This window comes from Prevotella sp. P4-98, from assembly GCF_002251405.1.
In the GTDB taxonomy this organism is placed as follows: domain Bacteria; phylum Bacteroidota; class Bacteroidia; order Bacteroidales; family Bacteroidaceae; genus Prevotella.
Genome location: NZ_NPJC01000008.1, coordinates 1 through 20,004, shown reverse-complemented (window position 1 = coordinate 20,004; position 20,004 = coordinate 1). Strand labels below are relative to the sequence as shown.

The 20,004-nt window shown below is 49.3% G+C and carries 19 protein-coding genes; 6 read left to right on the top strand and 13 right to left on the bottom strand.

The genetic code is table 11. From position 1 onward, the window contains the following. Positions 1 to 17: 17 nt before the first annotated feature. Both CIK96_RS01995 and CIK96_RS01990 read left to right on the top strand, forming a co-directional pair. Complete coding sequence (locus CIK96_RS01995; protein ID WP_094389697.1) at positions 18 to 1,835, top strand: aminotransferase class I/II-fold pyridoxal phosphate-dependent enzyme; 1,818 nt, start codon at positions 18 to 20, stop codon at positions 1,833 to 1,835. Further along, a complete protein-coding gene (locus CIK96_RS01990; protein WP_094439333.1) occupies positions 1,832 to 2,854 on the top strand; it encodes an NAD/NADP-dependent octopine/nopaline dehydrogenase family protein in 1,023 nt (340 codons plus the stop codon). The genes CIK96_RS01995 and CIK96_RS01990 overlap by 4 nt, the downstream gene beginning before the upstream one ends. A 175-nt stretch (positions 2,855 to 3,029) precedes the next feature. On the opposite strand, the gene CIK96_RS01985 is transcribed toward CIK96_RS01990, so the two are convergent. Continuing rightward, complete coding sequence (locus tag CIK96_RS01985; protein ID WP_094439331.1) at positions 3,030 to 3,818, bottom strand: phosphorylcholine transferase LicD; 789 nt, start codon at positions 3,816 to 3,818, stop codon at positions 3,030 to 3,032. 86 nt (positions 3,819 to 3,904) lie between these two features. Between CIK96_RS01985 and CIK96_RS01980 the strand changes: the two genes are divergently transcribed. Genes CIK96_RS01980 through CIK96_RS01970 form a run of 3 tightly spaced genes read left to right on the top strand, consistent with a single transcriptional unit; the run spans position 3,905 to position 7,277 of the window. Continuing rightward, positions 3,905 to 5,350 (top strand): lipopolysaccharide biosynthesis protein, encoded by a 1,446-nt coding sequence (locus CIK96_RS01980; protein ID WP_094389694.1) that lies wholly within the window; start codon positions 3,905 to 3,907, stop codon positions 5,348 to 5,350. Beyond that, entirely contained in the window at positions 5,347 to 6,264 is a 918-nt protein-coding gene (locus tag CIK96_RS01975) for a glycosyltransferase family 2 protein (RefSeq protein ID WP_094439329.1), read from the top strand. Before CIK96_RS01980 ends, CIK96_RS01975 begins: the two co-directional genes overlap by 4 nt. Further along, positions 6,261 to 7,277, top strand: coding sequence for a hemolysin activation protein (locus CIK96_RS01970; RefSeq protein WP_094389692.1), 1,017 nt, complete (start codon positions 6,261 to 6,263; stop codon positions 7,275 to 7,277). The genes CIK96_RS01975 and CIK96_RS01970 overlap by 4 nt, the downstream gene beginning before the upstream one ends. 94 nt (positions 7,278 to 7,371) lie before the next feature. Here the strand turns inward: CIK96_RS01970 and CIK96_RS01965 are convergent, their stop codons facing one another. From CIK96_RS01965 to CIK96_RS01920, 10 genes are all read right to left on the bottom strand, one after another. Further along, entirely contained in the window at positions 7,372 to 8,487 is a 1,116-nt protein-coding gene (locus CIK96_RS01965; protein ID WP_094439327.1) for a glycoside hydrolase family 5 protein, read from the bottom strand. Positions 8,488 to 9,118: 631 nt separating this feature from the next. Then, a complete protein-coding gene (locus CIK96_RS01960) occupies positions 9,119 to 10,534 on the bottom strand; it encodes a DUF6080 domain-containing protein (protein WP_094439325.1) in 1,416 nt (471 codons plus the stop codon). 37 nt (positions 10,535 to 10,571) lie between these two features. Continuing rightward, positions 10,572 to 11,936, bottom strand: a complete 1,365-nt coding sequence (locus CIK96_RS01955) for a DUF6080 domain-containing protein (RefSeq protein ID WP_094439323.1) — start codon at positions 11,934 to 11,936, stop codon at positions 10,572 to 10,574. Continuing rightward, positions 11,933 to 12,517, bottom strand: coding sequence for an HAD family hydrolase (locus tag CIK96_RS01950; protein ID WP_094389877.1), 585 nt, complete (start codon positions 12,515 to 12,517; stop codon positions 11,933 to 11,935). The genes CIK96_RS01955 and CIK96_RS01950 overlap by 4 nt, the downstream gene beginning before the upstream one ends. Continuing rightward, complete coding sequence (locus CIK96_RS01945) at positions 12,514 to 13,500, bottom strand: acyltransferase (protein WP_094439321.1); 987 nt, start codon at positions 13,498 to 13,500, stop codon at positions 12,514 to 12,516. Before CIK96_RS01945 ends, CIK96_RS01950 begins: the two co-directional genes overlap by 4 nt. A 1-nt stretch (position 13,501) precedes the next feature. Then, on the bottom strand, positions 13,502 to 14,584 hold the full coding sequence (locus CIK96_RS01940; protein WP_094439319.1) for an acyltransferase: 1,083 nt from the start codon (positions 14,582 to 14,584) through the stop codon (positions 13,502 to 13,504). Next, positions 14,584 to 16,398, bottom strand: coding sequence for a phosphoethanolamine transferase (locus CIK96_RS01935; RefSeq protein ID WP_094439317.1), 1,815 nt, complete (start codon positions 16,396 to 16,398; stop codon positions 14,584 to 14,586). Before CIK96_RS01935 ends, CIK96_RS01940 begins: the two co-directional genes overlap by 1 nt. A 30-nt stretch (positions 16,399 to 16,428) precedes the next feature. Beyond that, on the bottom strand, positions 16,429 to 17,010 hold the full coding sequence (gene nadD / locus CIK96_RS01930) for a nicotinate (nicotinamide) nucleotide adenylyltransferase (RefSeq protein WP_094439315.1): 582 nt from the start codon (positions 17,008 to 17,010) through the stop codon (positions 16,429 to 16,431). Continuing rightward, a complete protein-coding gene (gmk, locus tag CIK96_RS01925) occupies positions 17,007 to 17,576 on the bottom strand; it encodes a guanylate kinase (protein WP_094389801.1) in 570 nt (189 codons plus the stop codon). The genes nadD and gmk overlap by 4 nt, the downstream gene beginning before the upstream one ends. A 7-nt stretch (positions 17,577 to 17,583) precedes the next feature. Beyond that, positions 17,584 to 18,459, bottom strand: a complete 876-nt coding sequence (locus CIK96_RS01920) for a YicC/YloC family endoribonuclease (protein WP_094389802.1) — start codon at positions 18,457 to 18,459, stop codon at positions 17,584 to 17,586. A 464-nt stretch (positions 18,460 to 18,923) separates the two neighbouring features. Between CIK96_RS01920 and CIK96_RS13030 the strand changes: the two genes are divergently transcribed. Then, positions 18,924 to 19,214, top strand: a complete 291-nt coding sequence (locus CIK96_RS13030) for a hypothetical protein (RefSeq protein WP_144007465.1) — start codon at positions 18,924 to 18,926, stop codon at positions 19,212 to 19,214. A gap of 93 nt (positions 19,215 to 19,307) precedes the next feature. Here CIK96_RS13030 and CIK96_RS01910 read toward each other — a convergent pair whose 3' ends face one another. Both CIK96_RS01910 and CIK96_RS01905 read right to left on the bottom strand, forming a co-directional pair. Then, the gene (locus CIK96_RS01910; protein ID WP_094439311.1) at positions 19,308 to 19,775 is read right to left on the bottom strand and encodes a nucleoside deaminase; all 468 of its coding nucleotides are present in this window, start codon (positions 19,773 to 19,775) and stop codon (positions 19,308 to 19,310) included. 137 nt (positions 19,776 to 19,912) lie between these two features. Continuing rightward, on the bottom strand, positions 19,913 to 20,004 hold a 92-nt coding region (locus CIK96_RS01905), incomplete at its 5' end, for an IS3 family transposase (RefSeq protein ID WP_144007349.1).

Below are 20,004 nucleotides of genomic sequence, written 5' to 3'. Positions count from 1 at the left end.
TCCCTAATACTCCACAGATGCAGGCTATCATCCTGGCGGCTGGCATGGGCCGCAGACTTGGCGAACTGACCCGCGACAACACCAAATGTATGGTGTCTGTCAATGGTGTGCGCCTCATCGACCGTTTACTCGGTCAACTTGCCACGCTGTCGCTCACTCGCGTCATCATCGTGGTGGGTTATAAAGGCGATGAATTGCGCCAGTATATCGGCCACCGATACGACGGACGCCTCAACATCGAATATGCCGAGAACCCCATCTACGACAAGACCAACAATATCTATTCCTTGTCGATGGTGAAGCAACAGATGACTGAAGACGACACGTTGCTCATCGAGAGCGACCTCATTTTCAGCGACCAGTTGTTCCGAATGATTCTCGACAACCCCTACCCCAACCTTGCCCTCGTTGCCAAATACGAGACATGGATGGACGGTACGATGGTAAGGATGGATAGCGATCACAACATTGTGAACTTCGTGCCGAAAAAAGCCTTCAACTATGCAGATGTTGACCAATACTACAAGACGGTCAATATCTATAAGTTCTCGCGCGAATTCTCATGCCATAAATACGTGCCTTTCCTTGAAGCCTACTGTTCTGCATTAGGCAACAACGAGTATTACGAGCAAGTGTTGCGTGTCATCACCCTTCTTGACAATGCCGAGCTCAAGGCTTTACCCATCGGCAACGAGAAGTGGTACGAGATAGACGATATTCAAGATTTGGATATTGCCGAGACCATTTTTGCCGAAGGCGACGAGATGCTCCATCGTTTCAACTATCGCTACGGTGGTCACTGGCGCTTCCCTAAGATGCTCGACTATTGCTATCTGGTCAATCCTTACTTCCCCACCACTCGCATGAAAGATGAGTTGCGTGCCAATTTCGACACACTACTGACCGAATACCCATCGGGTATGTTTGTCAACTCACTTCTTGCCGGCAAGTATTTCGGCATCCGCCAACAGTATGTTGTCGTGGGCAACGGTGCAGCCGAACTCATCAAGAGCATGATGGAACATGTGGAAGGACGCATCGGTGTGGTCTATCCCACCTTTGAGGAATATCCCCACCGCCTGCGACCCGAACAGATTGTGGCTTATCAGCCCGATCCACAGACCTTATCATATACTGCCGACGACCTCATCAACTTCTATGATGAGCATCCCATCGACAATCTGTTGCTCATCAATCCCGACAACCCTTCTGGCAATTTCATCCCAATGGATGGTTTGCTGCAACTCATCGAGTGGGCCAAACAAAAACATATCCGACTGGTCATCGACGAGTCGTTTGTGGATTTCAGCGATGATTTCGAGCACAACACCCTATTGCGCAACGACCTGTTGGAACAGTACGACGGTCTTATCGTAGTGAAGAGCATCAGCAAATCGTATGGTGTTCCCGGACTGCGTTTAGGCATCTTGGCATCTGCCGACAGCAGCCTCATCCAGTATATCAAGCGCGATGTCAGCATCTGGAACATCAACTCGTTTGGCGAGTTCTACATGCAGATATTCGGCAAATACGAGAAAGACTATATGGCAGCCTGCCACCGTTTCATTGCCGAGCGCAACCGCTTCGGTAAGTTGCTTCAGCAGATACCCTATCTGCGTGTGTTGCCTACACAAGCCAACTTCTTCTGTTGTCAGGTGACCGACCGCTATTCTTCTGCCGAACTGACCAAGCAACTCCTGTCGCGCTTCAATATCATGATCAAGGACTGTGATTCGAAAAACGGACTCAAGGGTCGCAACTTCATCCGCCTGTCGGTACGCGCTACCGAAGATAACGACCGGCTCATCGAAGCATTCCATATTCTCGCACAATGAAACGCATCTGTATCTGTGGCGGTGGCAATCTCGGACATGTAGTGGCTGGTTTCCTGGCTGCCAACGGCTGTGAGGTCACTCTACTCACCCGTCATCCCGAACGCTGGAGCCATACCCTCCACATCACGACTCCTGAAGGAACAACCCTTGAAGGACAACTTTCCACCATCAGTTCCACAGCCTCCGATGTGGTACCGCAGGCAGATATGCTACTTCTTGCCCAACCAGGTTTTGCCATCAGAAGTGTGTTAAGCGAACTGCGTGACGTTCTCCGCCCCGGCATCCCCGTGGGAAGTATCGTCAGCAGCACAGGTTTCTTTTTCGAAGCCATGTCACTTCTTCCTTCCACCACTCCCCTTTTTGGTTTTCAGCGTGTGCCCTTCATCGCCCGTACTGAGGTCTATGGACACAGTGCCCACCTGTTGGGTTACAAGTCGTCGCTGAATCTTGCCGTAGAAAGGGCAAGTAGAGAAGATGCCAACCGCATTGCCAGCGAGATACAACAACTATTCCATTGTCCCACACATCTATTGGCATCCCACTACGAAGCCAGTCTGACCAACAGCAATCCATTGCTCCACACCTCACGTCTTTACGACCTGTGGCACAACTGGCAAGAGGGCATCACCTACGAAAGCATACCAGAATTTTATTCCAACTGGACCGACAATGCCTCATCACTACTGATAGCGATGGATGCCGAGTTCATGCAATTGCTCGACAAGTTGCAGGTGACACCGGGTGCCATCCCCACCATTCTCGATTATTACGAGAGTACCGATGCACCATCGCTCACTCACAAACTACAGTCGATAGCAGCCTTCAAGGGCATTATGTCACCGATGGAAAAAGTCGGCACTACCTATATCCCCGACTTTCACAGCCGTTATTTCACAGAAGATTTCCCTTATGGTCTTGCCATTATCCATCGGCTGATACATGAGCACAACATCCCTGCGCCCCATATTGACCAAGTCTATGACTGGGGCATGAATCTCATCAGCCGATACAGCAACTGACCCTTTACGCCTTTCAGTCTTTACCAACGCGTAAAGAGAGGCGCCCATAAAATTCAGTTTTTCTAAAAATTTCGACCACTCGACCACCCATCACGATAACCATCTGTGGTATAATAGATTGCCGGTGGTCGATAGTTAACTGTTCGACCACCCATCGACCACCGACATAAGGGTGTTACAACCAATAGGCTTCAAACTTGTGGGTGACGCGCTGGTCCTCTGGCGGGAGAGCCATATAGTCGCCATAGGTATGTTCCAGATAGTCGCGATATCCCACCATCGCCTTGTAGGTACGGTCTTCAAACGGCATATCGACCACCGTATCCATATCTTCTGCGGGGAAACATCCCTTCATCTTCGGTCCCGCCTCGGTCATGTTGCATAGCGTTTCCGTAGGCGTTTTAAGCACGATAAGTTGTCTGATCCATCGTTCTATCATCGCCACAGATATGGGCAACAGCCGATAGACCCAATAGGCAAGTTGCGAATGGAGCGGATTGTCGTTTGAAATCTTGCAACGGCGTATTTTGTAGAGCAGTTTTTTCCATTTGAACACCCGTTGCCGCCGCTTCATATCATCCGTCACATAATCCACGGGAAACACATCGATATATACCCCAATCTCGTAGCCCTTTGTTTCTTTCTCCACCATACGTGTGCGCTGATCGACCACTTTGGCAAAGGTATAATAATAATGCGACTCCTTGTTGGGATCGAGCACCCGATAACGTCCTTCCTGATCAGCATAGCTGGCAAGGAAACGCTCATAGTCTTCTCTCGGCATATAGATGTCAATATCGTCGTCCCAAGGTATGTATCCCCCATGTCGCACCGCACCTATGAGCGTTCCGCTCGATAGCGAATAGCGCAGGTGATGTGTGTTGCAGAATCGATCGACGTCGTCGAGTATTCCCATCTGCAAACTTCGCAGTTCTTTGATATCTGTGATTTGTTGCATAGTCATTGCCTTATATTATAGGACAAAAGTACTATAAATATTTTGAACTTAAAACAATTATGCGTATTTTTGCATAATAAAACCGACGCGACATGGCAGAATCACTGAAAGACAAGACCGCCAAGGGTCTCATGTGGGGAGCGCTGAACAGTGGCACAACGCAACTGCTCAACCTCTTTTTCGGTATCTTTCTCGGTCGTCTGCTCTCTCCAGCCGACTACGGTTTGGTGGGTGTATTGAGTATCTTCTCGCTCATTGCCGGCAATTTACAGTCGAGCGGCTTCTCCACTGCCGTTGTCAACATGAAAGCGCCGCAACATCGCGACTACAATGCGGTATTCTGGTTCAACGTGTTGATGAGTGCCTGCCTTTACGGTGTATTATTCTTCTGTGCTCCGCTCATTGCCCTTTTCTTCCATCAACCAGAGTTGACGGTGCTGTCGCGCGTGGTCTTTCTGTCGTTCTTCATTTCTTCGTTTGGCATCTCTATGAATGCCTACATGACCAAGAATATGATGCAGCGCGAGATGGCTATCGTTTCTATAGCCGCCCTTATCATTTCGGGCATCACCGCCATCAGCATGGCACTGGCAGGGATGACCTATTGGAGTATAGCTGCCCAACAGGTTGTCAACAGTCTGGTATTGGTATTAGGTCGATTGTTCTTCATCAAGTGGCGTCCCACGTTTGATTTTGACTTCACGCCCATTCGCCAGACCTTCAGTTTCAGTATGAAAATCCTCGTCACGATGGTCATCACCACCGTTAGCAACAATATGTTGACCGTTATCTTCGGTAATATGTTGGGCATGCGCACAACGGGCAACTTCTTTCAAGCCAGCAAATGGAACACGATGGCCCATTCGCTCATCAGCAATACCGTGATGCAGGTGGCTCAACCTGTATTGGTGGAAATCCGCAACGAGCAGGAACGCGAGATCCGTATCTTCCGCAAAATGCTGCGTTTCACAGCCTTTTTCGCCTTTCCCGCCCTATTGGGTCTCTCGTTGGTGAGTCGCGAATTTATTGTGACCACCATTGGTGAAGGATGGCTTGATGCTGTCCCCATCTTACAGATTCTTTGCATTGGCGGCGCCTTCATGCCGTTTTACACGCTCTATCAGAACCTCGTGATCAGTCACGGACGTTCAGATATCAACATGTGGCTCAACATTCTGCAGATAGCTATACAACTGGGCATCATCATAGCCCTCAGCCACATGGGCGTACTGCACATGGTAGCAGCCTACACTGTGTTTAATATCGTATGGTTGGGAGTTTGGCAGATGGCAGCTCATCGGTTGACAGGCCTTCGCTTCATGCAGGTGTTTGCCGACCTCACACCGTTTTTCTTTGCCGCAGCCTTTGTCATGATAGCCACCCATTATGCCACATCGTGGATGACTATCGCCCCACTTCTGCTGTTGGCGCGCGTTGTTGTGGCAGGCATACTCTATCTTGTCGTCATGAAACTCGCCCATGCACAGATACTCGACGAGTGTCTGCACTATGTCACACATAAACATCATCAGGCATGAAAATATCCGTCATCGTACCTATATATAACAAGGTGGAATACATCGAACGCTGTTTCCGCCAGTTGCTCGCCCAAGATATGGACGATATAGAGGTTGTGGCTGTTGACGACGGCAGTACCGACGGGTCGGGCGACCTATGCGACCAACTCTCTGGCGATGCCCGCCTTCGGGTGTTCCACACGCCTAATCAAGGTGTGACAGCCGCCCGCCGCTATGGTGTGGAGCAAGCGCAAGGCGAGTATATCGTTTTTGTGGATAGCGATGACGAGCTCCTTCCGGGTGCCCTTCGCACACTCTACGATGCCATTAGCCAGACTTCAGCCGATGAAGTGATAGCCACCTTCTGCACCCACAACGGCATTCAGTCGCCTGTGGTCTATCAGGGTGAGGTCAATCCCACCGATTTGGTGCGTGCCATCATAGCCGGCAAGAATCGGTTTCCCGTGTTGTGGGCAGCCATTTTCCGCCGTACTATCTTGGAAGGATGCCTCGACACACCGCGCGACATCATTGAGGGTGAGGACAAACTGATGCAGGTGATGGTGCTGATGAAGCGCCCCAGGGTGTGGTTCATCACCGATTGCGTCTATCGCTATACGCTGGGCGTGCCCAACACACGGCGCCGCACTCTGGAACGCGAGATGCTCTACGACCGTCTGCTGCGTCAGACGCTTGCCCCGCAATGGTCTGAACTGCACAGCGCCTTTGTGCTTCACCAGTTGAAGGAATACGAGAAATTCATCTGCGACGGACACATGGAGGTCCGCCACAACTACTATATCAAGGCCATCGGCACACTGCCGACAGGCATTCCGCTCTACGACCGTGTGGTATGGGCATTGCCTCCGCTGCTCAGCCGACCTGTTATCAAACTCTATCGAACCATCATACAAATCAAACAACATCGATTATGAAGTATCCCGCACAGACAGACATTGCCGTTCTCATGCTGTTTTTCAACCGTCCCGACAGTTTGAGAGTGGTATTTGAACAAGTACGTAAGGCACGCCCCACTCGCTTGTTTCTCTTTCAAGACGGTCCTCGCAACAAGAAGGACCTTCCTGCCATCATGGCATGTCGTGAGGTAGTAGCGGAAATAGACTGGGATTGTGATGTACACCGCAACTATCAGGAGCAGAACTTGGGTTGCATGACAGCAGGATTCACATCCCACCGGTGGGCTTTCTCGCTTGCCGACAAGTGTATTGTATTAGAGGACGATGTCGTACCGACCGTTTCTTTCTTCCGTTTCTGCAAGGAGATGCTCGACCGATATGAGCACGATGAGCGTATTACCATGGTTGCCGGTTACAACATGGACGAGGTCACACCCAACGTGCCCAACGACTATTTCTTCACTTCAGCCTTCTCCATTTGGGGCTGGGCATCGTGGAGTCGTGTGGTCAACCAGTGGGATGAGCACTATACGTTTATGGACGACAAGTATGATATGCAACTCTTGCGCAACCTCATCAAGCGTCGCAAGATAAAGAAAGACTTCATCCGCACCTGTCAACTGCATCGCAGTTCGGGTGTTCCTCAGTTTGAGACCATCTTCTGGGCATCGATGTTGTTCAATTCCGGACTATCTGTCATGCCTGTGAAGAATATGATTAGCAACGTAGGGGCCACGGATGAGTCAGCCCACTATTCTGCTTTCAAGACGTTGCCACGCGGTGTGCGTCGTCAGTTCACCATGAAGAGCCACGAGATAGAGTTTCCTTTGCGCCATCCCCACTATGTCATCGAGGATGTGACCTATAAAGAGCGCATGTATCGCTATAATGCCTGGGGCCATCCATGGATCAAGATCGGTCGGTCTATCGAGGAACTGCTGCTCAACCTGCGCTATGGCAATTTCAAGCAGATCAGCAAGGCTGTCACCCGCCGCTTCCATATATTGACAGGCACCGACAAGGAGATTTGACCGCTGAAGGCGGCATGTTTCCCTCGCTATACTATCAGAAAAGCGACAAGCAGAACCCTCTGTTTGTCGCTTTTCCAATAATAGCGGTGTTTTATCACTTCTCCATAAGCAGTTCTACAAGTGGGCGATCCTTGTAAGTATGACGTTTCTGATCCCAGAAACCAAAGTCGGCATCATAGCACCATGTCGCCCACGCAATATTATACTCTTTGAAGACAGACAGCATATCCTCCGTCCACCGATAGGCAAGATCGCGGTTAACAGGCTCATAAACGCCCCACTCTCCACAGAAGAGCTGTACACCGTATTTCTTTGCCACAGCAATAGCGTCACGAAAATCTTGGCAGATGCGTTCTCTATCCCACACCTTGGTATATGGTTCGAATGTCGGACGCAAGTCGGCAGGAATAGCCTCATAGTCCTGTTGTGAGATAAGCTGTCCGGGATAGTTTACCTTTCCTTTATACTTTCCAATGGGAGTCCAGGGTGCGCCATAGTGTGTGAGCACCATTGGCTCATAATAGTGGAAAGAGAGAATGATATTCTTATCACCCTCAGGAATACGCAGATATTTGAAAGTTCCCGTACCCTGCCACTTGTTTGAACCAACAACCAATGTGCGTTGTGGCTCGCGTTTGCGGAGAGCTTTATGTACTTTGAATATCAACTGATTCCATTGTTCATGGTCGTCAGCAACAGGTTCGTTCATAAACTCGTATGCCACGGCATCGTTGCTATAGGCTTTGAGCACGTCAGAGAGTTGATACCACATGTTGATAAAGTCCTGTTGCGCCTTATCAGAAGTGAATAGCACATTGGCATTTGCTTTTCCTTCGTTGACAGCATTGAAATGGTGGGTTCTAATGATATGTAGATCGACAATAGTGCGTAGGTGGTATTTGCCTGCCCAATCGAGTGCTTGGGTGAGAAGATGCCATGCTTCGGGCAGTTTGTTACCCGCTTCATCCCAAAACTGTTCTTCGTCAATAGGCAAACGTACAAAGTCGAAGCCCAGTTGCGCCAGTCGTGCGAAGTCGTCTTCTTGTATGTGGAGTCTGCGTGCAACGCCACGTTCATTACTTTGCGACAACCAGTGACTGACATTGGTGCCTCGTTTGATAGTGAAATTGTTGGTGCCTTCGGATGTAGCTGCCATTGCCGATAGGGTCATTGCTACGATAGCGATAGTGAAAAGTGCAATTCGTTTCATTTGTTAGTTATAATATGAAGTTAGTACTGGATGGACTACAAAATTACGAAAACATTTTGTAACAACAGCACGGATTGCCATATTTTCTCTCGTCTTGCATTTCCCTACGTCCATTCCCCTACGTTTACAGCCATTGTTGGAAGCGAAGATAACTCGCTTGCCTACTGAATATTAGACCATCACAGACGGCACTTCCTTTAGCAAATTCATTGAATTTCCTCTGCAATTTCATTGAAATTCCTCTGCAATTTCATTGAAATTCCTCTGCAAATTCATTGAGATTGCTATCACAACCATGTTGCGTTGCATCGGCACATGACTTCTATGACGCTGCAAAGTACCATTTGTCGCACACCTTCCAAACGTGCACAAACCACTAACAGACAATATATTGCACTATCAGAAACAATACTTGCGTGAGCAAAACAATTTGATTTACTCAGCAAAACAATTTGATTTACTCAGCAAAACAATTTGATTTACTCAGCAAAACAATTTGATTTACTCAGCAAAACAATTTGATTTGCAGAGAAAGAGCCTGTCAACAGAAAAACTATGGACGCTGGATGGATATCTCATCCAACGTCCGTAAGTATCGTATAGGTAGTTTTTTTCAGTACGGTCACACGTTTCAGAGCGTTGCATTGATGGGCGATAGGAGGAAATCTACCAGCTGCACACCATTATAGAGAAGAAGGTAGATCGACAATACTGCGGTCAATAGGCGAAGCATCTGACGCGGTGTGCCCTGCAACCGATGGAACAATGCGGCTGTTGCAAAAGGCACTACGAAAAGCCAATGGGGGGCCATAATGAATATCTCATTGATGCCGAAACCTAAAACGAGATGGATGCCCATGTCGAAAACAAAATATGATAATGCCAACCACAACACTCTGTTGCGACGACCTACCCACAGTCCCACGATGAAAAGCAGTACGATGATGCCTTCAACTACATAGCTGATAGCCCAATCGTAGCGCACAAAGACGGGACGGAACACGAGCGTATCGCCCAGAAAATGCTGCTGGTGGAACTGTATGGCCTCGCCAAAGAGGTTTTCATAGGCTGTTTTCAGTCGCGGAGTGGTGGTATCGGTCCAGCTCAAGAAGCCCACTTTCTTCATCGGCTTACCTGTTTTGGCTGCCTGACGCGCAAGCACCTGATTGCGCTTCTGCTGTTTTTCCTCGGCTTTCTGACGTTCATCTACCGACAACGAAGCCATGAAACGCTGGCGTTCCTCTGCCTTTTTAGCCTTTGCGGCAGCCCGTTGCTGCTCTTTGGGCCATACGTAGGTGCGGTATTCCCAGCGCGAGAATCCCCATATCAATGCTGCCGGCAGCAGCACGCCAAGTAGCAAATGGCGCCAACGGAAGAACGAACGGCCATTGACCAATAGTGCCGAGAGGTAGGTCTTGATACCGTTGCTCAGCGTGACACCCGCTGTCACCACGAAAAGCAATGCGGTCTGCCACCCCGACAGTTGTCGCCCGGCATGGATGCAACGGCCCGACACATAGACGGTGAGCAGCAGCAAGAACATCGAAATGGTGAAGTGGTCGGGCACAATGACCGACAACAGGATATATGCCATCGAGAAATAATACGCCGACAGCAGTGTGGCATCGCCCTTGGGCAAGAGGAAAAACTCGCGCATGATGCGATAGGTGAACAGATAGGAATAGAGCGAAGCTGCCACGAGTGGCAGTGCTACGACATATTGCACACAGTTGACACCCGTCAATGCACTCAACATAGCATTGATGAGGAACAGGGGCCAGATGAAAAATGCCAATAGCGGATGACGATAAACATTATAGACGGTGCCCCAATCGGTAACGCCAAGATAGGTCAAGGGGTCGTAGCCGGAGAGATGGAACTCGCGCATAAAGACTTTCCAATAGGGTCCGAAGCCTTCTTGCATAAACAGCGGGGAGAGTCGCGCAATAAACAAGCCGTTGAGTGCCACTATCACCAGCAGGACGATGAGTGCCATCCAGCGCTCTTCCTTACGAATCTTGAAAATGTCGTTGAATATACTTATCATACCAAATTTTTATTTTGTTGCTTGAGAAATCATACACTTATTCATACCAGAAGGCGGTAGATACGATGGGCTGCTGCATCCAGTCGAAAAGGAGAGCGAGGTTGTGGCTCACCAAATAGACCATCAGTGCCAACGTGACGCCACGCAGCGCCAACAGCCACCGACCGTGAGCTCGCACAAAGAGAAACGACAGGGCGATAGGTACCACATAAAGCCAATGGGCTGCCATGATATACACTTCGTTGATGGCGAAGCCCAGGCCGAGGTGCATCAGTGCATCGGGCACGATGCCCAACAGGCACATCCATAGCAAATGGTGGTGACGTCCCATCCAGATACCTGCCACAAAGAGCAAAAGCAGAAGCAGTGAAACGGCATAGCGCCACACCGACTGATAGGACAGCAATACCGGGCGATAACTCGTCAGCACATCGTCGAGCACGTGAGTTTCGTGGAACTGGATGGATTCGCCCCAGAGGTTTTCGGTCATCGTGTCCCATCGGGAGGTCGAGATATCGGTCCATCGGAGCAGTCCGCCCTGTCCCAGCGCCTTGCCTTTATGGATGACCCATGGCGCATGCTTATAGCGTTGATGGTTCTGGTGTGCTTTCGCCATCATCTCTGCCTTGTGTTCTTCGAAGTAGCGCTGCTGTTCCTGCTGTTTCGGATAAACATAGATTCGCTCCTCCAGCATGCCTGCTCCAACCATCAATGCCGATGGAACGACCACCGCCAAAAGGAAGTAACGCCACTGGAAGAAGCGACGCCCACGGGCTATCCATTCGGCTGCAAACACCTTGACACCATTGGTCAGTGTCACACCGGCGGTTGCTACAAAGAGCAGAGCGGTCTGCCAGGTTTTCAGCACACGGCCTTCCTGAGCTGCACCGCCTATCAAATAGATGGAAAGAAGGATGAGACAGAGCGACAAACTGAAATGGTCGGGCACGAAAAACGTGACCTGGATGTAGGCAAAACTAAAGAACAACAGGGTCAGCAGGGCGGCATCTTCGGCTACGACACCCACCAGTCGGTGGATGATGCGATAGAGCAACCATGCCGACACACAGCCGCTAAACCATACGATCATGGCGGATATATAGAGTGCGGCATTGAAGCCGAACAGCGACATGACAACCTCGTTGACCGAAGCGGGCAATGCCATGAGATAGGGTAACAGCGGATGGCGCAACACATCATATTTCATGCCCCACTCGGTGAGTATCGCATAGTTGTTGGGATCAAAGCCAGAAACATGGAAGAGATACGACAAGCGCTTGGCATAGTCGGCGGCAACAACGGAAAACACCGCATCATACTTCATCACCATCAGCACGTTGAGCACCAACAGCAGCACGGCAACAACCGTCACCAGCATCTTTTCCACCTGTTTTTCTCTCATACTCGAAACGGTTTATAATGAGCCTCATCGGCAAAAGCAAGCATCTCACGGTCGCCACGGCTATCACCATAGGCGGTCAGGCGATATTGCTGGCGGTCGGGAAAGCGTTGCAACAGGCGGCGCACCTTCTCGCTGCCATAGCAATTAGGGGTGAGAAAACGACCGGTCAACCTGTCATGAGCCACCTCAACCTGTGTGCCGAGCACACAAACATGGGGGAAAAACGGCTGCACCCAGTTGTCGATAGAGGCACTGACGATGACCACCTGGCGGTCGGCATCGCAATCGCGTTGCAGCGATGCCATACCCTTTTCGCGCAGTATCGTGCGGTTGTCGGCAGCAAACTGCCGACAATGGCGGTCAAACTCCTGAAGCGTCATGCCTCGGAAGAAATGGGCAAACACCTTTTGCTTCGCTTTGTAGTTGGGATAACAGTGCAGTTTCATCAGCACCAACAAGGGCGAATAACACAGAAATCCCCACAGCATTGCCCATCGCCCATGCACATAACGGATGAAATCCAATAGCGAATCGCTCTTGGTCAGCGTTCCGTCGAAATCATATACCACTACTTCTTTCATAGCCATTGCAACAGTCGTTTCACAAATTGATGGAGCAACCACGCCAAGGGGATGGTCAGCACGATGGTCAACAGCGACGTGGGCCAGTAACTCAGGTGGTAGGGACTGAGCCAAGCCATCACAAAGTGGTTGTGGATGAGATATGCCTCCAGACTCAATCCGCCGAAGAAAGCCCAGAAACGGTTGACGCGTTGGGGCAGTCGGCGAAATATTCTATTGAGCAACAGAATGGCTGTCAGCGTCAAAGGGATATAAATCATGCGCTCTACGAAAAGTGGGAAACGCCCGTGAGATACCTGTTCGAGATAGATGCACGATGCAAAACATGCCACAAAGGTGATCAGGGCAAGCCATACGGCAGCACCGTCGATGCGCACTTCACGACGTACCATTTCACCGAAATTGATGCCAAGGAAGAAGATGGGCACGCGGCTCCAGAAGATTTCCAGATGTCCCACAGCATGGTGGACGGGTATGATCCACTGCACCATGACACACCACAACACCATCAATACCACCGACCAACGATAGATGGGGTGCTTGGTGATGAGTTTCATATAAGGTGGTGCCCAGAGATAAAGCATCATGATGGCGGGAATATACCAAAAAGTCAGCTCGTCGTGAAGCCAGAAATTCCAGTTGATGGTGATATTGCCTATCAGATCGATGATACTCCCGGTTTGCGGATTGAAGCGTGGAATATAGTAAAGCGATGCCATGATGAGCCACGCAGGCAAGATGCGCAACAGGCGACGACGATAGAAACTCCAGGTGGAAGGTTGCTTCACCCAGGAGAACCAAAGGCCTATGCCACTAAGAAAGAGAAATATATCGACGCCGATATTGCCACAGCGACGGAGGCCAAAAAACAAATCGGTGCGGGGTAATCCCACATGGAAAAGGATGATGAAGAGCATGGCGGCTCCCATCAGTTCGCCTCGGAAACGGCTGATATTTGCCAGTTCGATGTCCTTGGTACGCATACTATTTATCGCTTTGGGGTTGTGGTATCTGGTCTATCAATAGTCGCACCGCCCACGAAGCACCGATGACCACTACGACATAGAGCATCAGTCCGTCGTAAAGGTCGCCTCGCCATGCCACGGTGATAAAGAGTTTGCGGATGATGGGGTGTGCCACAAACATGGCGGCTGACAGACCACCAAACCATGCCAACACATGGCCTGCACCTGCAGGTATGCTCTTGACAAATGCCACACTACCCACAATGGCAATAACAGGAACCCACAGCCATGTCTGGAAGGTGTAGCTCATGACAAAAAGCAATATCAGCGACACCAGCAATATCACACTCCAAACACCGCGTCCCCATAGGGGCATCGCCTTGCGCCACTGCTCATAGCGTGCCCAGAGGATGCCCATGCCGAAGGGCACCATGCCGCCAATGAAGTTATAGCGCAGTCGATTGAGGGTCTCGCCCTCTGGGTCGCATACCATTTGGAGGATCCAGCAGACTGCCATCAGCGCTACGGTCCATCCGTAATGGCGGCGATAGAGCAGGAAACGATAGACGATATAGAGTTCTATCATCAGTCCGAAGAACCAATAGATGCCAGGCCAGATGATTTTATCGGGTGTGGGCAACACATTGATATACATCACCAACTGTGCCACTACATGATTCCAATGGAAGTGGAAACGCCCCGGAGTGACGGCATCGACCATGAGAAAGACGGTGAAACCCACGATGAGCATGCGCAAGAGTTTGAGATAATGGTAGCGCACAAACGACAAGCGGCGATCCAATGAATCGGCAGGGGCACTGCCACGCTCGTATTTCATCACCAGTCCGAAACCGCTGAGAAAGAGGAATACGGGTACACCGTAATGGCCAAAATACGAGAGCAGATGGGCAGGAAGCAGACTGTCGGGACTGGACAGCGCTTGCATCAGGCGGTCATTATTAGAGGTGAAAAACTGATACTCATTCTCCTTGACTATCGATCCCACGAAGTGACAATAGTTATGGAGCACGATGGCGATGATGGCAAGACCGCGCAAGGCGGCGCATTCGGTGCGCGTAAGGAGCGTAGGAGTGGTTTTCATCAGCGTGATATCTTGTTCAGATGGTTATAATCGGTGGTCATCTTCAGCACTCGTGGCCGTTGGGTGTTATACTCGGCATTGAGCACATCATAGTTTTTACGATAGTAATTGGAGTGGATGCCACCAAGGAAAAGCAACGTATGGGGCAGCGCATCGGTCATCAGCGGACGATGGCGATACTCCTGTATGGCTTTCCATCCGTAGGGATGGGTCATGCGGTATTCATCGGAAGCCCATATCCAGAAAGGTATCTCAAATTCCTCGCGTGCCAACCGATAGTCAATATCGGCAGAATGCATGCGACCATAGAAGGGAAGACTGCCGTTAAAGCACTCCTCACCATGGTCGGGCACATAGATGACGATGGCATTTTCGTTTTCAAAGCGACGGATAATCTGATCGACCACAGAGTCGTTGTAGAGCACAGCATTATCATAGTCGGCATTGATCTGCTGACGTTGTGGCGACAAGTCTGTGCGGTTATAGTCGGCAGGAGTAAACTTCCGACGGGTTTTCATCGGGAAGCGCGCACGGTAATCAACGTGCTGGCCCATGAGATGGAAGATGGTGAGCTGGTGGGGATAGCGTTTCTTTGCCACCATGCGGTCGTAGTCTTCAAGCAATCCTTCGTCGTAGCGATGGAGTTTGGAGTTGCGCTCGTCGAAGAGTGCACGGCTCAGCGTGGGATTGTTTAAGAAGAAGCCGCCACTGAAGTCATATACTTCTTCACCCGATTTGGGTAGGAATTGATTGGTAAGGAACTTCACGTGATAGCCAGCTTTGCGGAAAACCTGCGGAAAGAGCGGACTGTCGCACCACTCTCCATCGTCGCCAATACAGTGAAGTGAGAACATGTGCTTGAAAACAAAGCTTGTCAAGTTCCATGGAGCTACCACATCGGTGAACGCCACAAGGGTGCTATCCTGCATGCGCTGTAGCTGTCGGGGGGTAGTGGGCCGCTGGTAGCCATAGAGTTGAGAGCGATGACGGTTGTAACTCTCGCCGATGATGAGTACGATCTGCGGACTACGGAAGTCGCAACTCTCTACGCTGACATGCTCGGAAGTGGCAAGAAGACGATCCACCTGCTTCGCTGCCAATCGGTTGGCATAGAGACTAAACATCAAACGGTAGATGGGGAGATAGAGATTGGCACACCCCTTTTGGGTCAGTTCGTGTTCCACCTCTCCCAGATTGTGCTTGCTCATCAGGCGTACCGTGGCACACTTGTTGTCCCAACAACGGGAACCGCAATGGATGAAAAAGGCAAAGGCAGCGATTCCTGCCAGTGCACTGAGCATCCATACCACTGGGGGAGCGAGTCGTGGACCAACCATTTTATTGCTCCGCAACTGTTGTGCCACCATATTCCATACCAGATGGAGCAGCGCGATAAGCAGTATGAGTCCTGTTTTAGAGGTGATGAGATCCCATCCGACATAAGATTGCAGAAACTCGCCGGCTTCGCGTCCGGTGGTTTCGAAGAAGAGCATCAGCATGGTGGGGGTCAAAGTGGATTCGAAATGCACATAGCAGAACATGTCGATGAGTGCCACCGCATAGAATATGAAAGCCAGAACGGCACGGATGACACGGCGCACTTTACGCGGGATTACCGCCAGGATGGCACACAACAGATAGAGATCGAAAAACAATTCGACAGCCGACAGCTCGTAGGGAACGGCACCGCGCAGGTGCAGTCGTATCTCTGTCTGTGTGCAGCAATATCCTAATGCATACATGAAGACAAAGAAGGAGGCATTGGATCGGATAGGCCTCCAAAGCATGCTGATGATTCGCAACAATTTCTCCATGATGATAATTTACTTATTTTTAGTTATCTTTTATTGATGATAGAATCGTTCTACATCGGCAATAATACTATCGGGCACCATTCCAATGATGCTTTCGCCTCGTTGTATGCGGGCTCTGATAGCGGTGCTCGACACGTCAAGGAGCGGTGCATTTACCACGGTGAGGTGACAACAGGCATGGTCATCGTCGGCAGGAACCATCGTACTTCCGGGGCGTGGATAAACGATGATGGGGTATTTCCTACGGATGTCGTCAGCGCGATACCAGCGATTGAAGAGATCCCAATTATCGCCTCCGATGATGAGCGAAAACACATGGCCGGGAAAATCGGCGGTCAATGCCTCGAGAAGATTCCAGGTGTAGGACGGTCGGGGCATGTGCATTTCGTAGTCGCTGACGTTGATATGAGGGTGACCCTGAAGGGCTTTCTCAGCCAATGCCAGTCGCTTCTGGTCATCAAGCAAGTCGTTTTGCTGCTTCAGGGGATTGTGGGGTGACACCATCAGCCATATCTCATCGAGGCTGGTGTGGCGGAGAATCTCTTCCGCGAGTGCCACATGTCCACAGTGGATAGGGTTGAACGACCCTCCAAAGATGCCGATATGCTTCATCCGAGGAAGTCTTTGAGCAGTCGGAGTGCCTCTTGTTTGGCTGTTTCGAGGTCGTCGTTGACCACGATATGGTCAAATTTCGGGGCGAAGGTCAATTCGTATTCTGCCTTATCCAAACGCTGTTGGATGGCTTCGGGAGTATCGGTGGCGCGTCCTTCAAGGCGGCGGCGCAGTTCTTCTACCGATGGGGGTTGGATGAAAAGGCTCATGGCTTCATCGCCATAATACTTCTTGATGTTTACTCCACCCTTCACATCGACGTCGAAGACGACATTCTGGCCTGCTTCACGCTGGCGTTCCACCTGTGCTTTGAGTGTTCCATAGAAGCGGTCGGTATAGACCTCTTCATATTCAAGAAACTCGCCATTGGCTATTTTCTGACGGAATTCGTCGGGTTGCAGAAAGAAATAATCCACTCCATCCTGCTCTGTTCCGCGTGGTTGGCGACTGGTGCAGGATACGGAGAAATAGAGCTTCAGCTCTGGATGTTGCTCCATCAGCCAACGCACGATAGTCGATTTGCCGCTGCCGGATGGGGCTGAAACGATGATGAGCTTTCCTTTCATAGGCGATCTAGAGTGCGTTGAGCACTTGTTCTTTGATTTGTTCCAATTCGTCTTTCATCTTCACCACAATGTTCTGCATCTCTGCCTGATTGCTTTTCGAACCGGTGGTATTGATTTCGCGACCCATCTCTTGGGCGATAAAGCCGAGCTTTTTACCCTGTCCGGCATGGTCTGCCATGGTCTCGCGGAAATATTTCAGATGGTTTGCCAAGCGCTGTTTCTCTTCGCTGATATCCAGTTTCTCGATATAGTAGATGAGTTCTTGTTCCAAACGGTTCTTGTCGTATTCGGCAGAAGGTATCTGTTTGAGTCCATCTACAATGCGAGTACGAATCTTCTCCACACGACTTTTCTCGTAGGGTTCGATGCTTTGGAGCAGTGCTTCGATATTGTCGATCTTCTCAGCAAACTTCTTTTGCAGAGCTGCACCTTCCTGAATACGGAAGTCAACAAGGTTTTTGATGGCCTGCTCGACTGCTTGTCGTGCCACTTCCCACTCTTCATCGGTCAGTGTTTCCACTTCTGTCTTTGCCATAACATCGGGCATGCGGGTCAGTGTCTGCAACCAATCCACCTGCTGTCCGATAGCATTAGCCTCAACAAAAGAGCGCAACTGATCGTAATAGTTCTGCATCAATGCGGTGTTGATGGTAGTGGCATCAACTGTGACATCCTTTTCTACCCAGAGTGACATTTCCACTTTTCCGCGCAGCAAATGCTTTGCTATGAGTTGGCGCACCTCCATTTCTTTCTCACGATAGAGTGGTGCTATACGAGTGGTTAGGTCAAGTTGCTTGGAATTGAGCGACTTGATTTCCACATTAATCTTCTTTTCTTTGAATGCTACTACGGCTTTACCGTAGCCTGTCATTGACTGTATCATGCTGTCGTTATCGTTTTTTCGAGCAATTGTTATCTGTTGCTACACTCTTGTTTACCTAATATTATTCTTATAGTACAAATCTCTTTCTCTATAATATTAGGTGCAAAGGTAGTGCAAACCGAGCGAAATGCAAAAGAAAAACTCGTTTTTCTTTTCATTTCCGAGGTGCAGCCTACCTTGGACCGCAGGTCAAAGGTACGATTAAGTGAGCGAAATACAAAGGAATAGGTATTCATACCTGTTTTACGAACTCTGACGGAATGACCATATTGATCGCTGATTAATATCTCATCATCATCATCTGATTTTCTTTTTGATGATTTTGTAGAGCCTCTATCTGAGAAGAATATCAACGGTATAATAACCAAAACGAATATGGAGGCTATCATTGTCAAGTATAGCATCTCAACAATAGCTGCTCTGAAACTACCGAGTTGCTTTGTTCGCAAGAGAAGTAAAAGGACTTGATATACCAAGAGTGCCCCTACCATGATATCCAGATTAGAGGTAAAGTAATAGGTGATGCCACATACTGTGGCAGCTATAAGTGGGCGAAAACACTTTGCTCCTATATCTGCAACATCCATATCAGCCATCTTATCGAACATGCCTGGGACATCTACACCAAAGAATGCAAACAGTATATAGCCTCAATGTATCATACCGAGTTTATTCAGGTATTGGGGAGAATCCCACACTGTAAGGTCTTCGTCGGTTACAACCCAACGGCGTTGCGCATCAATACAGACTACTGAGATGTAAGACAAAAGGATAAATAGAATTGTGCGTTTCAACATAAAGATATTTATTGTTTGGGGATTATATAATCAACAAATATCATATCCATATTAGTATTCGGTCTTATCTGTCTTCTCGCGCCACATCTCAAAGGCTCGTTTAGCCTCGTGTTGCATCACTATTTCACTGGGTTTCTTACGATATTCAGGCTTCAGTTCGAGTTCTTGGTAGATGAAATCGTCGTCGAAACCAATGTCGGCAGCATCTTTTCTGTCATTCGCATAATAGATTTTGTCGAGGTGTGCCCAATAGATAGCACCCAAACACATAGGGCATGGCTCGCATGAGGTATAGATTTCGCACCCTGTCAAATCGTATGTTCCCAACACTTTTGTTGCTTTACGAATGGCACTAACCTCTGCGTGTGCAGTCGGGTCAAGGTCTATTGTGACGCAATTGGATGCTTCTGCCACAATCGCTCCATCTTTCACAATGACAGCACCAAATGGTCCACCACCATTCTTCACACTATTTTCCGATAGTTCAATGGCTCTTGCCATAAAGTCGTTCTTATTCATATTCTATTTCTTTCTTTTTTGCCACAAAGATACGATTTAGTGAGAGAAGAACAAAGAAAAACTCAGTTTTTTTATTTGTTCTTCCGAACGTGAGTATCGAAGTGAAGTGACCCCAAGAAGTTGGACGGGTTAAACATTTACGTATTTAATTGAGTCATTCTGTATTGTACTGGACTCATACCATTTAACTTGATTTTTATTCTTTTATTGTTATAATAGTCAATATATT

What these genes read in the sequence shown, in the direction of transcription:
- nadD (WP_094439315.1), bottom strand. Translation starts at nt 17,010, where the DNA reads ATGAAGCATATCGGCATCTTTGGAGGGTCGTTCAACCCTATCCACTGT.
- CIK96_RS01975 (WP_094439329.1), top strand. Translation starts at nt 5,347, where the DNA reads ATGAAAATATCCGTCATCGTACCTATATATAACAAGGTGGAATACATC.
- CIK96_RS01910 (WP_094439311.1), bottom strand. Translation starts at nt 19,775, where the DNA reads ATGAATAAGAACGACTTTATGGCAAGAGCCATTGAACTATCGGAAAAT.
- CIK96_RS01970 (WP_094389692.1), top strand. Translation starts at nt 6,261, where the DNA reads ATGAAGTATCCCGCACAGACAGACATTGCCGTTCTCATGCTGTTTTTC.
- CIK96_RS01940 (WP_094439319.1), bottom strand. Translation starts at nt 14,584, where the DNA reads ATGAAAACCACTCCTACGCTCCTTACGCGCACCGAATGCGCCGCCTTG.
- CIK96_RS01990 (WP_094439333.1), top strand. Translation starts at nt 1,832, where the DNA reads ATGAAACGCATCTGTATCTGTGGCGGTGGCAATCTCGGACATGTAGTG.
- CIK96_RS01965 (WP_094439327.1), bottom strand. Translation starts at nt 8,487, where the DNA reads ATGAAACGAATTGCACTTTTCACTATCGCTATCGTAGCAATGACCCTA.
- CIK96_RS01935 (WP_094439317.1), bottom strand. Translation starts at nt 16,398, where the DNA reads ATGGAGAAATTGTTGCGAATCATCAGCATGCTTTGGAGGCCTATCCGA.
- CIK96_RS01980 (WP_094389694.1), top strand. Translation starts at nt 3,905, where the DNA reads ATGGCAGAATCACTGAAAGACAAGACCGCCAAGGGTCTCATGTGGGGA.
- gmk (WP_094389801.1), bottom strand. Translation starts at nt 17,576, where the DNA reads ATGAAAGGAAAGCTCATCATCGTTTCAGCCCCATCCGGCAGCGGCAAA.
- CIK96_RS01950 (WP_094389877.1), bottom strand. Translation starts at nt 12,517, where the DNA reads ATGAAAGAAGTAGTGGTATATGATTTCGACGGAACGCTGACCAAGAGC.
- CIK96_RS01920 (WP_094389802.1), bottom strand. Translation starts at nt 18,459, where the DNA reads ATGATACAGTCAATGACAGGCTACGGTAAAGCCGTAGTAGCATTCAAA.
- CIK96_RS01960 (WP_094439325.1), bottom strand. Translation starts at nt 10,534, where the DNA reads ATGATAAGTATATTCAACGACATTTTCAAGATTCGTAAGGAAGAGCGC.
- CIK96_RS01995 (WP_094389697.1), top strand. Translation starts at nt 18, where the DNA reads ATGCAGGCTATCATCCTGGCGGCTGGCATGGGCCGCAGACTTGGCGAA.
- CIK96_RS01945 (WP_094439321.1), bottom strand. Translation starts at nt 13,500, where the DNA reads ATGCGTACCAAGGACATCGAACTGGCAAATATCAGCCGTTTCCGAGGC.
- CIK96_RS01985 (WP_094439331.1), bottom strand. Translation starts at nt 3,818, where the DNA reads ATGACTATGCAACAAATCACAGATATCAAAGAACTGCGAAGTTTGCAG.
- CIK96_RS01955 (WP_094439323.1), bottom strand. Translation starts at nt 11,936, where the DNA reads ATGAGAGAAAAACAGGTGGAAAAGATGCTGGTGACGGTTGTTGCCGTG.